Source organism: Pseudomonas sp. PDM22, from assembly GCF_014851965.1.
GTDB lineage: Bacteria > Pseudomonadota > Gammaproteobacteria > Pseudomonadales > Pseudomonadaceae > Pseudomonas.
Map to the genome: position 1 here is coordinate 210,783 of NZ_JACVAR010000009.1, position 11,945 is coordinate 222,727.

The 11,945-nt window shown below is 66.4% G+C and carries 11 protein-coding genes; 7 read left to right on the top strand and 4 right to left on the bottom strand.

Going from position 1 to position 11,945, the window contains the following annotated elements; translation table 11 throughout:
- Nucleotides 1-59: 59 nt before the first annotated feature.
- The 5 genes from IB255_RS27160 (at nucleotide 60) to IB255_RS27180 (ending at nucleotide 6,960) form a co-directional block, all read left to right on the top strand.
- The gene (locus IB255_RS27160; protein ID WP_081517001.1) at nucleotides 60-878 is read left to right on the top strand and encodes an alpha/beta fold hydrolase; all 819 of its coding nucleotides are present in this window, start codon (nucleotides 60-62) and stop codon (nucleotides 876-878) included.
- Between the two features lie 11 nt (nucleotides 879-889).
- Complete coding sequence (locus tag IB255_RS27165) at nucleotides 890-2,743, top strand: amidohydrolase (RefSeq protein ID WP_081517002.1); 1,854 nt, start codon at nucleotides 890-892, stop codon at nucleotides 2,741-2,743.
- Nucleotides 2,744-3,050: 307 nt separating this feature from the next.
- Complete coding sequence (gene katG / locus IB255_RS27170) at nucleotides 3,051-5,243, top strand: catalase/peroxidase HPI (RefSeq protein WP_192211114.1); 2,193 nt, start codon at nucleotides 3,051-3,053, stop codon at nucleotides 5,241-5,243.
- A gap of 145 nt (nucleotides 5,244-5,388) precedes the next feature.
- Nucleotides 5,389-6,477, top strand: coding sequence for a glycerophosphodiester phosphodiesterase (locus IB255_RS27175; protein WP_192211115.1), 1,089 nt, complete (start codon nucleotides 5,389-5,391; stop codon nucleotides 6,475-6,477).
- 87 nt (nucleotides 6,478-6,564) lie between these two features.
- A complete protein-coding gene (locus tag IB255_RS27180; RefSeq protein ID WP_192211116.1) occupies nucleotides 6,565-6,960 on the top strand; it encodes a DUF2501 domain-containing protein in 396 nt (131 codons plus the stop codon).
- 178 nt (nucleotides 6,961-7,138) lie between these two features.
- Here IB255_RS27180 and IB255_RS27185 read toward each other — a convergent pair whose 3' ends face one another.
- The 4 genes from IB255_RS27185 to IB255_RS27200 form a co-directional block, all read right to left on the bottom strand.
- On the bottom strand, nucleotides 7,139-7,597 hold the full coding sequence (locus IB255_RS27185) for a GNAT family N-acetyltransferase (protein WP_192211117.1): 459 nt from the start codon (nucleotides 7,595-7,597) through the stop codon (nucleotides 7,139-7,141).
- Nucleotides 7,598-7,614: 17 nt separating this feature from the next.
- Nucleotides 7,615-8,118 (bottom strand): GNAT family N-acetyltransferase, encoded by a 504-nt coding sequence (locus IB255_RS27190; protein WP_192211118.1) that lies wholly within the window; start codon nucleotides 8,116-8,118, stop codon nucleotides 7,615-7,617.
- Nucleotides 8,119-8,176: 58 nt separating this feature from the next.
- A complete protein-coding gene (locus tag IB255_RS27195; protein WP_081517008.1) occupies nucleotides 8,177-8,434 on the bottom strand; it encodes a YjhX family toxin in 258 nt (85 codons plus the stop codon).
- Between the two features lie 310 nt (nucleotides 8,435-8,744).
- Complete coding sequence (locus IB255_RS27200) at nucleotides 8,745-9,239, bottom strand: Bro-N domain-containing protein (RefSeq protein WP_192211119.1); 495 nt, start codon at nucleotides 9,237-9,239, stop codon at nucleotides 8,745-8,747.
- A 455-nt stretch (nucleotides 9,240-9,694) separates the two neighbouring features.
- Here IB255_RS27200 and IB255_RS27205 point away from each other — a divergent pair, with 455 nt between their 5' ends.
- Nucleotides 9,695-10,600, top strand: a complete 906-nt coding sequence (locus IB255_RS27205; protein ID WP_081517010.1) for a LysR substrate-binding domain-containing protein — start codon at nucleotides 9,695-9,697, stop codon at nucleotides 10,598-10,600.
- 119 nt (nucleotides 10,601-10,719) lie between these two features.
- Nucleotides 10,720-11,919 carry an MFS transporter gene (locus IB255_RS27210; RefSeq protein WP_151186889.1) on the top strand — a complete coding sequence of 400 codons (1,200 nt, stop codon included), beginning with the start codon at nucleotides 10,720-10,722 and terminating at the stop codon, nucleotides 11,917-11,919.
- The last annotated feature ends 26 nt before the right edge of the window (nucleotides 11,920-11,945 follow it).

Here is an 11,945-nt window from a genome sequence, read left to right on the forward strand (position 1 = left end):
GCGGCGTCTACGTGGCGCCAGTACCCACATCGTCCTGCATGGCAGGCAGAGGAGTTTCCATGAGCACTTTCGTTACCCGCGACGGCACCGAGATCTATTACAAGGACTGGGGCAGCGGCAAACCCGTGCTGTTCAGCCACGGCTGGCCGCTGGACGGCGACATGTGGGAATACCAGATGCAGTACCTGAGCAGCCGCGGCTACCGCACCATCGCTTTCGACCGTCGCGGTTTCGGTCGTTCCAGCCAGCCGTGGAACGGCTACGACTACGACACCTTCGCCGATGACATCGCCGGCCTGATCGAGCACCTGGACCTGCGCGACGTCACCCTCGTCGGCTTCTCCATGGGCGGTGGCGACGTCAGCCGCTACATCGGCCGCCACGGCACCTCCCGCGTTGCCGGCCTGGTGCTGCTGGGCGCCGTCACGCCGATCTTCGGCAAGGCCGCCGACTTCCCGCAGGGTGTGGACACCGCCGTGTTCGACGGCATCAAGGCCGGCCTGCTGCAGGACCGTGCGCAGTTCATCGCCGACTTCGCCGCGCCGTTCTACGGCACCAACCATGGCCAGAAGGTCTCCGACGGCGTGCTGACCCAGACCCTCAACATCGCCTTGCTGGCGTCGCTGAAAGGCACCGTGGACTGCGTCAGCGCGTTCTCGGAAACCGACTTCCGCGCGGACCTCGCCAAGGTCGACGTGCCGACCCTGGTGATCCACGGTGACGACGACCAGATCGTGCCGTTCGAGACCACCGGCAAGCTGGCCGCCGAGCAGATCAAGGGCGCAGAACTGAAGGTCTACGCCGGCGCTCCCCATGGATTTGCCGTCACCCATGCGCAGCAACTCAACGAAGACCTGCTGGCCTTCCTGCAACGCTGAGGGCCACGAGCATGAGCAACGCAGAGCGCAACGCAGACCTGATCCTGTTCAACGGCAAGCTGCACACCGTTGACCCGGAACGCCCCCACGCCACGGCCGTGGCCATCGCCGACGGCAAGTTCCTGGTCGTCGGCACCGACGCCCAGGCGATGGCCTACCGCGACGCCTCGACCCAGTTGGTCGACCTCAATCGCCGTACCGTCATCCCCGGCCTCAACGACTCGCACCTGCACCTGATCCGCGGCGGCCTGAACTACAACCTCGAACTGCGCTGGGAGGGCGTGCCGTCGCTCTCCGACGCGCTGGAAATGCTGCGCCTGCAGGCCCAGCGCACGCCCTCGCCGCAGTGGGTTCGCGTGGTCGGTGGCTGGAACGAATTCCAGTTCGCCGAGCGCCGCCTGCCGACCATCGAGGAGCTGAACAAGGCTGCGCCGGATACCCCGGTGTTCGTCCTGCACCTGTACGACCGCGCGCTGCTCAACCGCGCCGCGCTGCGCGTCGTTGGCTACACGAAAGACACGCCGAATCCGCCCGGCGGCGAGATCGTCCGCGACAGTAACGGCGAGCCCACCGGCATGCTGATCGCCCGCCCGAATGCGATGATTCTCTACGCGACCCTGGCCAAGGGACCGAAGCTGCCGCTGGAGTACCAGGTCAACTCGACCCGCCAGTTCATGCGCGAGCTGAACCGCCTCGGCCTGACCAGCGTGATCGACGCTGGCGGCGGCTTCCAGAACTACCCGGACGACTACCAGGTGATCCAGCAACTGGCCGACGCCGACCAGCTCACCGTGCGCATCGCCTACAACCTGTTCACCCAGAAGCCCAAGGAAGAACTGGCCGACTTCAGGAACTGGACCTCCAGCGTGACCTACGGCCAGGGCACCGACTTCCTGCGCCACAACGGCGCGGGTGAGATGCTGGTGTTCTCGGCTGCCGACTTCGAGGACTTCCTCGAACCGCGTCCGGACCTGCCCGGCACCATGGAAGCGGAGCTGGAGCCGGTAGTGCGCCACCTCGTCGAGCAGCGCTGGCCGTTCCGCCTGCACGCGACCTATGACGAGTCCATCTCGCGCATGCTCGACGTGTTCGAGAAGGTCAACCTGGACATCCCGTTCAACGGCCTGCCGTGGTTCTTCGACCACGCCGAGACCATCACGCCGAAGAACATCGAGCGGGTGAGGGCGCTGGGCGGCGGTATCGCCATCCAGGACCGCATGGCGTTCCAGGGCGAGTACTTCGTCGACCGCTACGGCAAGCAGGCCGCCGAGGCCACGCCGCCGATCAAGCGCATGCTGGCCGAAGGCGTGCCCGTTGGCGCCGGCACCGACGCCACTCGCGTGTCCAGCTACAACCCCTGGACCTCGCTGTACTGGATGGTCAGTGGCAAGACCGTGGGCGGCCTGAGCCTCTACCCGGAGGGCCTGTCCCGCGAGGTGGCGATCCAGCTGTTCACCCACGGCAGTGCCTGGTTCTCCAGCGAGCAGGGCAAGAAGGGCATGCTCAAGGCCGGCCAGCTGGCGGACCTGGCGGTGCTGTCGGAGGACTTCTTCAGCGTCGAGGAAGAGGCGATCAAGTCCATCGAGTCGGTGCTCACCGTGGTGGGCGGCAAGATCGTCCACGGCGACCGTGAGTTCGACAAGCTGGCCCCGCCGAGCATCCCGGTGGTGCCGGAATGGTCCCCGGTGGCCATGGTTCCCGGTCACTGGCGTCCGCAGGCGCCGCTGCAGCAGGCCGTGCACCAGTGCGTCGGCTCCTGCGGCGTGCACGGCCACAGCCACGAGCGCGCGCGTACCAGGGATGTCCCGGTGAGTGACTTCGCCGGGTTCTGGGGCGCCTTCGGTTGTTCGTGCTTCGCGTTCTGATGTTGACCTGAGCACAGGAGCGGGTTTTGTCAGCGATCCCTTTTCGGGTTCGCGGGCGTGGCCCGCTCCTGAAAAAGCGAGGGCGCCGACCCCAGGATTGAAGGAGCGGGCCATGCCCGCGACCCTCCCCGCAACGATCCTGCCGGCACACCCCTCTGTAACACGGCTTTTCGCCATCCCCGCATCGATAGCCTTTTACCGCTCGAGCCGATCAATAACTGCAATAGCAGCCCGTCCCGTTTGATCTATCTTCTGATGGGTTGTGCGTATACGAAGCGCCGCGCCAGGCGCTCACAAGGAGCCTGCAATGAGTGAAGAAAAGAAAGGTAGCTGCCCCTTCCACCAGACCGCCGGTGGTGGCACATCGAACCGTGACTGGTGGCCCAACCAGCTGAGGCTGGACCTGCTGCACCAGCATTCTTCCAAGTCCAACCCCATGGGTGAGGACTTCAACTACGCCGAGGCCTTCAAGACCCTCGACCTGGAAGCGGTCAAGGCCGACCTGCGCGCCGTGATGACCGACTCCCAGGACTGGTGGCCGGCCGACTTCGGCCACTACGGCCCGCTGTTCATCCGCATGGCCTGGCACGCCGCCGGTACCTACCGCATCGGCGACGGCCGTGGCGGTGCCGGGCGTGGCCAGCAGCGCTTCGCCCCGCTCAACAGCTGGCCGGACAACGTCAGCCTGGACAAGGCCCGCCGGCTCATCTGGCCGATCAAGCAGAAGTACGGCGCCAAACTGTCCTGGGCCGACCTGATCGTCCTTACCGGCAACGTCGCCCTGGAATCCATGGGCTTCAAGACCTTCGGCTTCGCCGGCGGCCGTGAGGACGTCTGGGAACCGGACATGGACGTGTACTGGGGCGAAGAGACCACCTGGCTGGGCGGCGACAAGCGCTACACCGGCGAGCGTGACCTGGAAAATCCCCTGGCCGCTGTGCAGATGGGCCTGATCTACGTGAACCCCGAAGGCCCCAACGGCAACCCCGACCCGGTGGCCGCCGCCCGTGACATTCGCGAGACCTTCGCGCGCATGGCCATGGACGACGAGGAAACCGTCGCCCTGATTGCCGGCGGCCACACCTTCGGCAAGACCCATGGCGCAGGTCCGGCGGACAACGTCGGCGCCGACCCGGAAGCCGGCGGCCTGGAAAGCCAGGGCCTGGGCTGGGTCAGCACCTTCGGCACGGGCTCCGGTGGCGATGCCATCACCAGCGGCCTGGAAGTCACCTGGACGTCCACGCCGACGCGCTGGAGCAACAACTTCTTCTGGAACCTGTTCGGCTACGAATGGGAGCTGACCAAGAGCCCGGCCGGCGCCCACCAGTGGCAGCCGAAGAACGGCGCGGGCGCCGGCAGCATTCCCGATGCTCACGACAAGTCCAAGCGCCGTGCACCGTCGATGCTCACCACCGACATCTCGCTGCGTGTCGATCCGATCTACGAGAAGATTTCCCGTCGTTTCTACGAAGATCCCGACGCGTTCGCCGACGCTTTTGCCCGTGCCTGGTTCAAGCTCACCCACCGCGACATGGGCCCGCTGGCTCGCTACCTGGGGCCGGAAGTGCCGAAAGAGGAGCTGATCTGGCAGGACCCGATCCCGGCGGTCAACCACCCGCTGGTGGACGAGCAGGACATCGCCGCGCTCAAGGCCAAGGTGCTGGCCTCGGGCCTGTCGGTTTCCGAACTGGTCTCCACCGCCTGGGCCTCGGCCTCGACCTTCCGTGGCTCCGACAAGCGCGGCGGCGCCAATGGCGCGCGCATCCGCCTGGCGCCGCAGAAGGACTGGCCGGTGAACCAGCCCGAACAGCTGGCCAGGGTGCTCGGCGCGCTGGAGGAAATCCAGGCCGAATTCAACGCATCCGCCGCCGGCGGCAAGAAGATATCCCTGGCCGACCTGATCGTCCTGGCCGGCGATGCAGGCGTGGAAGAGGCGGCGCGCAAGGGTGGCCACAAGGTCAGCGTGCCGTTCGCACCGGGCCGCATGGACGCCAGCCAGGAGCAGACCGACGTGCACTCGGTGGGCATGCTGGAGCCGGTGGCCGATGCCTTCCGCAACTTCCAGAAGGCGAAGTTCGCTGTGCCGGCCGAAGCGCTGCTGATCGACAAGGCGCAGCTGCTGACCCTGACCGCGCCGGAAGTCACCGCGCTGATCGGCGGCCTGCGGGTGCTCGGTGCCAACACCGGCGGCTCGCAGAACGGCGTGTTCACCGCGCGCCCCGGCACCCTCAGCAACGACTTCTTCGTCAACCTGCTGGACATGGGCACCGTGTGGAAACCGACCTCGGCGGACAACACCGAGTTCGAAGGCCGCGACCGCAAGACCGGCGAAGCCCGGTGGGCCGGCAGCCGCATTGACCTGCTACTGGGTTCAAACTCTCAGCTGCGGGCGCTGTCGGAGGTCTATGGTTGCTCGGACGGCGAACGCAAGTTCGTCCATGACTTCGTCAAGGCCTGGACCAAGGTGATGAACCTCGACCGCTTCGACCTGCCGCGCTGATCGGGCAGGGAAGGGCAAAGGGCCCGCGGACGAGCGATCGTCCGCGGGCCTTGTCGTTCATGAGTGGGCTGGCCGTCGCAAGAGCTTCACAGGCCGCCGGCAGACTGAGCCGCTTATCCGTTACCCAGCCAAAGGGGTTTCGCACATGCGCCGTCGCATCATCGCTGTACTGGGCTCCATCGCACTGGCCGCCGCCAGTTTCACCGCCAGCGCCGAGGAGTCTCCCGGCCGCGCCCTCAGCGAGGCCGCCGGCGTTCCCTGGCCGGCGGTGATCGCCCACCGCGGCGCTTCCCACGATGCGCCGGAGGAAACCGCGCCGGCCTATCTCGCAGCCCGTGACCTGGGCGCGGACTACCTGGAGGCGGACCTGCAGCGCACCAGCGACGGCGTGCTGGTGGCCGTGCATGACGACACCCTGGAGCGCACCACCAACATCGCCAAGGTCTTCCCCGGCCGCGAGAAGGACCCGGTGAGCAAGTTCACCCTGGCCGAACTCAAGCGCCTGGATGCCGGCAGCTGGTTCAACGCCATCTATCCCGAGCGCGCCCGCTCCAAGTACGCGGGGCTGCGCATCCTCACCCTGGACGAGTTGATCGACATCGCCGAAGGCGGCGGCGAAACCCCCGGCCTGTACCTGGAAACCAAGGCGCCGGGGCAGTTCCCCGGCATCGAGGAAGACCTGCGCAAGACCCTGGAAAACCGCGGCTGGCTCAACGCGGACGGCGAGCCGCAAGGCAAGATCGTCCTGCAGACCTTCGAGAAGAGCAGCCTCGAACTGCTGCAGAAGAGCATGCCGAAGGTGCCGAAGATCCTGCTGCTGTGGACTGGCGATGGCTATATGGCGGCGAAGAGCCCGACGACCTTTGCCCAGTCCGGAGAGAAGATCAAGGCGGACTTCTATGCCCGGCAGGAGGTGAAGTCCAGGGAAGAGTTCTTTGCCTGGCTGGACTGGGCCAAGGCCCATGGCGCGCTGGGCACGGGCCCTTCGGCGACCCTGACCGCCCGTGGCGACCAGAGCTACATGGACCTGGTGCAGCCGTGGATGAACCAGGCCGCCCACGAGCGTGGCCTGTTCGTGCATGCCTACACCGTCGACGACTCGGTGGACTTCGACAAGCTCACCAAGGCCGGCGTGGACGGCTTCTTCACCAACCGTACCGACCAGCTGCTGATGTTCCTCGGCCGGCCGCCGAGCCTCGACATGGACGAGGTGCTGAAGTCGGTGGGGTACTGAGTTGGCGCGCAGGGGTGTCTACACTCGCAGTGGCGCCTCGCGTTGCGTCGAACGCAACCAGGAGCGCCCCATGAACAGGAGAATCCCATGAATGCCCGCAAACTGATTCCTACTGTCCTCGCCGCCTTGCTGCCCTGGTCGATGGTCCAGGCCGCGTCCCTCGGCGATGTCGCCGGCCAGCTCGGCGGCCTTGGCAGCCTGCCGTCCGCGTCGTCGAGCAGCAGCAACGTCGCCGGCTTGCTGGAATATTGCGCGAAGAACAACTACCTCAACGCCGATGCCGCCACCCAGGTGAAGGACAAGCTGCTGGGCAAGCTGCCGGGCAACACCACCACCAGTGACAGCGGCTACAAGGATGGCGCCAAGGGCATCCTTACCGGCAGCGACGGCAAGAGCCTTGACCTGTCCGGCAGCGGCATCAAGGAAAAGGTCACCAAGCAGGTGTGCGACAAGGTCCTCAGCCAGGGCAAGTCGCTGCTGTGACGGTGCTTCCTGTCAGGCACGTCGTTTCCTGCAGGAGCGGGCCACGCCCGGGCACAGCGCCTGTAAGGCGCGGTCTGGAACCAGTGATGACGTTCGCCTGACATTCAGCTGTTTGATCCGCCACCGGCCCTGCCGGCGGATCGCGGGCAGGGCCCGCTCCTACAGTGAGAATTCACGGTCAGGGGCGGGACTTCTCGTAGCGCACATCCCGCTCATCCACGCGCTCGGCGAGTTGCCAGCCGTGGCGGCGGTAGAACGCATTGGCGCGAATGCCATCGCCACCATCGGTCACCAGCCAGATGCTCCCGTGCTTACGGAACAACTGCTCCTCGGCCGCCGCCAGCAAAAGCCGACCCATGCCCTGGCCCTCGAACTCCGGGCGTACGAACAGGGCGAAGAGTTCTCCCTCTTCGGTATCCACCATGGCGAAGCCGCCGGCAATACCGTCGATCTCGGCGACCCACGCGCAAGGCGCAGATTCAATTGCCTCGGCCAGCACCTGCGGCGTGATGCCCATATCGGCCATCTGCTCGCGGCTCAGGTGGTTCTCCCGCACGCTGGTGCGGATGTCGAAGAGGGTGTCGATGTCCGCCGGGGTGGCGGGGCGGATCGATGCCGTGCTGATCGATGGAGACATGGCGACTGTTCTCGTCTTCAGGTGGCGGAGAAACCGCTGTGGTAGGCAACCTGTCCGGCGGCCTTCGAGCCGTCCAGCGACAGCGCCATGAAGTATTCCGGCGGCACGCCCGCATACTGGATCGCCGGGTCCTGGCGAAAGCCGAAGCGCGGGTAGTAGGCCGGGTCGCCGAGCACCACGCAGCCATTCGCACCCAGGGCGTTCAGGCGCTCCAGCCCGGCGCGAATCAGCGCGGCACCGATGCCCCGGCCGTGCAGGTCCGGCCGCACCGAGACCGGCCCCAGGCCGTACCAGCCGAGGTCCGCGCCGTCCAGGGTGACGGGCGAGAAAGCCACATGGCCGACCACCTCGCCCTCCAACGTGGCGACCAGGGAAACGCTCAGCGCCCCGGCCGTGCGCAAGGCATCGACGATGGCACCTTCGGTGCCGCTGCGGTGTTCGGCCACGGCGAAGGCGGCGGTGGTTACTTCGGCAATGACGGCGACATCTTCAGGCCGTTCCCGGCGAATCTCGTAAGGCATGGTGTAGTTCCCTTGTGCAGGTGGCCGGGCGCGCGAAGCCGGCCCGGCCTTTGGTGGGTCAGCGGTTGTCCAGTTGTGGGCGCACGGCGCCCAGGCCTGTGGCGTTGATCCGGTAGGGTGAACCGCCGCGCGAGATGATCAGGCGCTTGTCCCTGAGCTTCCTGAAGACAGCCAGGGTGCAGTCGGCCAGTACATACCCGTCACGGGTATAGCACTCGACGAAGACGACGCGTCCGGCGTCGTCGCGCTGGAAGGAAATGTGGCCGCCCTTGGCGAGGACGTGCAGGGTCCGTTGTTCCGGTCTGGAAATATTCATGATGGAAACCTGAATGCAGTAGGTGCGTAGAAACCGCAGACACGAGGTGGTGTCTGCCAGCGTTTGTGCGCATCGATAACCGGCCCGCCTTGTCGGCAAGGCGAAGGGGGTTATCGGATTACTGCTATCTCCAACATGAAGCCTGTCTCAACGGATCAGAAAGGAATGCCCGGAAATCGAGCCCGGTGATTCTAGGTGTGACGGCCGAAGCCGATCAACCCGGCGTTTGTTGCCACGTCTTTCAAACAGGCTGCTCGTCGCCGACTCGGGAGTGCCCTGGCGACGAGCCTGCTGCGGATCGGCTGGCCACTCAGCGCTTCCAGAAACCGCGCGGACCCTTTGGCTTGCCGTTGATGCGAGTGAAGGTCGGCAGGTCGTCCAGCGGAACCCAGACTTCGCCCTGCCAGTCGAGCACGGTGACGAAGCCGTCCAGCCAGGTCATGCGCATGCGCCGTGGCTGGTGCGGGCATTGCGTGTGCTCGTCGCGCAGCTGCGGGATCACCTCGTGACTGAACCATTGGCGAAGGGTGCGGTTTTCCGGGTGGCTGTGGCGGTAGAACGCCATGTACAGCGCCGCTTCGCTGATGACTTCGACTTGTTCCTCGTTGCCGCTGTTGCACAGCAGGCGCACGGTCCTGGCTTCGCCTTGTTCCAGGCGGCGGGCGAGGACGGTGGGGTGGTGCAGGCCGAGCAGGCGGGCGACGTCGGTGCCGACGAACCAGGGCTGGTTGTCGATCATCACGCCGCGTACGGGGCGGTTGTGGCGCAGGAAGGTCATGGCGGTGACGGTAATCAGGGCATCCATGGCAGGTACTCCAACTCGGGGAGAGAGCCGCCATCCCGAAAAGGGAGGCGGACCGCGTGGGGTTGGTGAACCGGAACCAGAGCCGGCAGGCCCGAGGGCCTCCCCACGCGATCCGCCATATCAGCGCTGTAGTTTTCTACAGTTGCGTGGGGGCCTACGAAAACGATTCGCCGTCTTCGCATGCACTTTCAGCGCAATCGCGCTGGTTATCAGGTCACCAAACCCGACCACGGGATTGACCGTGGCGGGTTGGAATCTAGCGATGGCTCGTGTAGGCCCACAAGGCGGTTGGCGGGTGGGAAGATTCGTGGAAAACGGCGGGATATCGCGCGGGCTTCAGCAGCGCCTTACAGGCGCTGTCGGGGGCATGGCCCGCTCCTGCAGGGGGAGTTCGGTGCACCGCGCGATGCGGTAAGCTCCGCAGCTTTCCCAGCGTTCCATGCGGAGAACGATCCATGGAAGACCTCAACACCCTCTATTACTTCACCCAGGTGGTGGAGCAGGGTGGTTTCGCCGCTGCCGGCCGCGCGCTGGACATCCCCAAGTCCAAGCTCAGCCGGCGCATCGCCCAGCTGGAGGAGCGCCTCGGCGTTCGCCTGCTGCATCGCACCAGCCGGCACTGCTCGCTGACCGAGATCGGCCAGGAGTACTACCAGCGCTGCGTGGCCATGCGCATCGAGGCGGAAGGCGCTTCCGAGGTCATCGAACGCAACCGCGCCGAGCCGCGCGGACTGGTGCGGCTGGCGTGCCCGACGACGCTGCTCAACTCCTGGGTCGGGCCGATGCTCACCCGCTACATGCTCAGGTACCCGCTGGTGGAGCTGTTCATCGAGAGCACCAACCGCCGCGTCGACCTGCTCCATGAGGGTTTCGACATCGCCCTGCGGGTGCGCTTCCCGCCGCTGGAGAACACCGACATGGTGATGAAGGTGCTGGGCAACAGCACCCAGTGCCTGGTGGGGCGCCCGGACTTCCTCGAACGCATGGCCGGCGACAGCTCGCCGCTGGGCTTCGGCCAGCTGCCCAGCCTGCATTGGGGCGGCATGCAGCGCGAATACCAGTGGGAGCTGTTCAATGAAGAGGGCGAGCGCCTGCTCATATCGCACAAGCCGCGGATGGTCACCGATGACCTGCTGGCCCTGCGCAACGCGGTGATTGCCGGTGTCGGCATCGCCCACGTGCCGCGTGTGGCGGTGCGCGAGGACCTGGCCGCCGGCCGGTTGGTGGAGTTGCTGCCGGGCTGGTCGCCCAAGTGCGGCATCGTCCATGCGATCTTCCCTTCGCGCCGTGGCCTGCTGCCCTCGGTGCGCACGCTGATCGACTTCCTCGCCGAGGAGTTCAGCAACAGCGACATGGCCTGAGGCCCGCGCCGGCAGGCAGCGTTGCGTTTCGCGCACCGCTGTATTGCCGGCCCGACCGATTCTGCGCGGGAGGCTGCCGGCATAGGCTGGCGCCACTGTTTTTCCCACAAGGAATGGTCATGAACCCCGCTTCGAATTCCCTTCCGGCCGACCACGCGCAGCCGACCCTGTCCTCGGCAATGGTGGTGCTGCTCGCGTTCTGCTGCGGCGCCGTCGTCGCCAACCTGTATTACGCGCAACCCATCGTCGAGCTGATTGCCCCGGCGATTGGCCTCTCCACCGAAAAAGCCAGCCTGATCGTCTCGCTGACGCAGTTCGGCTACGCCATTGGCCTGCTGTTTCTGGTGCCGCTGGCGGACCTGCTGGAAAACCGCAAGCTGGTGATCGGCTTCACCCTGGCCGTGGCGCTGTGCCTGGCCGGCGCCGGGCTGGCGAATTCGCCGTCGGTGCTGCTGGCCTGCGCACTGCTGATCGGCCTGACCTCGGTGGCGGTGCAGATCCTCGTGCCGCTGGCCGCGCACCTGGCGCCGGAGGAGGCCCGTGGCCGTGTGGTGGGCAACATCATGGGCGGCCTGTTGCTGGGCATCCTGCTGTCGCGGCCGGTGTCCAGCCTGGTGGCGGAAGTCTTCGGCTGGCGCGGAGTGTTTCTCGCCGCGTCCGTGCTGATGCTGGTGATCGCGCTGGTGATGGCGGTGGCGCTGCCGCGCCGCGTGCCGGCCCACAGCGCGACCTACCCGCAGCTGATCGGTTCGGTGTTCTCCCTGGCGCGGCGCTACGCTGTGCTGCGTGAGCGCGCGCTTTATCAGGGCCTGCTGTTTGCCGCTTTCAGCGCCTTCTGGACCATCGCCCCCATCGAGCTGATCCGCCACCACGGCTTCAGTCAGACCCAGGTCGCGCTGTTCGCCCTGGTCGGCGCGGTCGGAGCCGTTGCCGCGCCCATCGCCGGACGGCTGGCCGATGCCGGGCATACCTTCAAGGGCACCCTGGTGGCGCTGCTGCTGGCGCCGTTCGCGCTGTTGCTCGGCGCGCTGCCCGGTGCGGGGTTCTTCTGGCTGGTGGTGTGCGCGGTGCTGCTGGATTTCGCCGTGCAGCTGAACATGGTGCTCGGCCAGCGCGAGGTGTACGCCCTCGACCCGCACAGCCGTGCGCGCCTGAACGCGGTGTACATGACCAGCATCTTCGTCGGCGGTGCACTCGGTTCGCTGGTCGCCAGCCCGCTCTACGAAGCCATCAGCTGGACGCCGTTCGCCATCGGCGCGGCGGTTGTCCCGACCATCGCCACCTTGCTCTTCCTGCTGCGCGGCGACAGCCACGCCTGAGAGCACAGGCGTGCAAGGCGAGCGCA

What these genes read in the sequence shown, in the direction of transcription:
- IB255_RS27210 (WP_151186889.1), top strand. Translation starts at nt 10,720, where the DNA reads ATGAACCCCGCTTCGAATTCCCTTCCGGCCGACCACGCGCAGCCGACC.
- IB255_RS27180 (WP_192211116.1), top strand. Translation starts at nt 6,565, where the DNA reads ATGAATGCCCGCAAACTGATTCCTACTGTCCTCGCCGCCTTGCTGCCC.
- IB255_RS27205 (WP_081517010.1), top strand. Translation starts at nt 9,695, where the DNA reads ATGGAAGACCTCAACACCCTCTATTACTTCACCCAGGTGGTGGAGCAG.
- IB255_RS27160 (WP_081517001.1), top strand. Translation starts at nt 60, where the DNA reads ATGAGCACTTTCGTTACCCGCGACGGCACCGAGATCTATTACAAGGAC.
- IB255_RS27185 (WP_192211117.1), bottom strand. Translation starts at nt 7,597, where the DNA reads ATGTCTCCATCGATCAGCACGGCATCGATCCGCCCCGCCACCCCGGCG.
- IB255_RS27165 (WP_081517002.1), top strand. Translation starts at nt 890, where the DNA reads ATGAGCAACGCAGAGCGCAACGCAGACCTGATCCTGTTCAACGGCAAG.
- IB255_RS27190 (WP_192211118.1), bottom strand. Translation starts at nt 8,118, where the DNA reads ATGCCTTACGAGATTCGCCGGGAACGGCCTGAAGATGTCGCCGTCATT.
- IB255_RS27200 (WP_192211119.1), bottom strand. Translation starts at nt 9,239, where the DNA reads ATGGATGCCCTGATTACCGTCACCGCCATGACCTTCCTGCGCCACAAC.
- katG (WP_192211114.1), top strand. Translation starts at nt 3,051, where the DNA reads ATGAGTGAAGAAAAGAAAGGTAGCTGCCCCTTCCACCAGACCGCCGGT.
- IB255_RS27195 (WP_081517008.1), bottom strand. Translation starts at nt 8,434, where the DNA reads ATGAATATTTCCAGACCGGAACAACGGACCCTGCACGTCCTCGCCAAG.
- IB255_RS27175 (WP_192211115.1), top strand. Translation starts at nt 5,389, where the DNA reads ATGCGCCGTCGCATCATCGCTGTACTGGGCTCCATCGCACTGGCCGCC.